The 1,659-nt window shown below is 61.9% G+C and carries 1 pseudogene; it reads right to left on the bottom strand.

Annotation, left to right across the window (positions count from 1 at the left end):
* A pseudogene (locus IB241_RS27275) lies at positions 1 to 1,659 on the bottom strand (RHS repeat protein); the annotation flags it as partial.

Here is a 1,659-nt window from a genome sequence, read left to right as displayed (position 1 = left end):
GCCGTCGGGCAGGGTTTTTCGTACGAGGCGCCCGGCGAAGTCGCGCTCGTAACGGGTGATCAGCTGACTACCGTCATCGCCGTGTTCGGTCTTTTCTTGCAGGTTGCCGTTGAGGTCGTAGGCATACGTCGTGCGCTGGCCGTCAAAGCCGATTTCCTGCTGGATCAGGCCGTTGGGGTAGTACTGCAACCCATAGGTTTCACCGGCTTCGTTTTCGATCGCGGTCAGCAGCAACCGGGTGTTGTCGTAGCGGTAGTTGACCTGGCTGCCATCGGCGTTGATCCGCCGGCTGATCAGGTGCAGGCCATCCGCATATTCATAGCGGGTGACGTGCCCCAGTTCATCGCACTCGGCGGTGACTTTTCCGTAGGCGTTGTAGCTGTATTCCCGGGTGGCACCGTCCGGCAGTACCACGCGAATCATCCGACCCACGCTGTCCCACTGATACCCGGTCAGCGCGCCATGTTCATCCTCGCGGGAGACCAGGCGGCCCACATCGTCATAGCGATAGCGCTTGATGCCGCCGTTCGGCAACTGTTCCTCAACCCGCTGCCCACGCTCGTTCCACACCAGCCGATGGCAGCTGTTATCGGGATACCAAACCCCCGTCAGTTGCCCATGTTTGTTGTAGCTGTAGTCCGTGACATGGCCGTCAGGATCAGTCCGGCGGGTGACATCGCCCTGATCGTTACGCTCGTACTTCCAAACCGCTTCGCCACGCCGGACTACCCGTACGAAGCCGTTGTCATGCTCGTAGGAAGTCGGTTGATCATCCCCGGGAAACACCGCGACCAGGCGTCCGGCGTCGTCGTATTGATAGGCGGTCACCGCGCCGAGCGGGTCCTGCTCGACCGTCAGGCGGCCCTTGTCGTCGTAGGATTTGTAGTGCGTTGCGCCCTCCGGATCGACCCGCTGCACCAGCCGTGCACGCCCGTCGTGGACGTAAACCTCCTGGCTGCCATCGGCGTTGAACAGCGTGACGCGGCCGTCGTCGTCCCAGGCATAGCGCGTGTCCATCTGGGAGAAGCTCGCCCAATGCCGGACACAGCGCGCCGCCTTGCCGGAACGTTCCCACGCCCAGAAGAAACTCGCCCCACCGGCCAGGCCACGTTCAAGAATGACGTGGTTGTCGTCGTAGCGATAAGCCTCGCTTTCGCCTACGGCGTTGGTCGCCGAAACCAATCGGCCGATGTCGTCATAGGCGTAGGAGACAACGCTGTACTCTGTCACCCAAACGTAGGGGCCAGCCCCCTCGGCGCGCTGAATCTGGTAGTCCACCGCAACAATGCGGTGCGAGGCGTAGCGCAAAAGCAGCGAACGCCCGACACCGTTGTCCAGCCGCTCGATGCGCCCCAGCACATCCCGGCAAATGCGCAGCCGGTTGTCATACGCATCGCTGATGGCTGTCAGCAAACCGTCTTGAAAGTGGTAGAAACGTGAGGCCTGGGCCAGTACCAACTCACCGGGCAAATCACCCAAATAAATGGCCGCTTCGGCCAGGCTATTGGTGATCGCGGGCCGAGAGGCCGTCGGCAAGGGCAACAGCGTCGAGCGGTTTTCATGATCGGTCCACACCACCGAATCACCGGAAACCACCAGCCGGTGGGCCAGCGCATGACTCCAGCCAAACCCCAGCCCGCAGTCCATTTCCACGGCACT

It is taken from the genome of Pseudomonas sp. PDM05, assembly GCF_014851685.1.
GTDB lineage: Bacteria > Pseudomonadota > Gammaproteobacteria > Pseudomonadales > Pseudomonadaceae > Aquipseudomonas.
The sequence above is the reverse complement of the archived record's forward strand: the minus strand, read 5'-3'. Positions and strand labels throughout refer to the sequence as shown.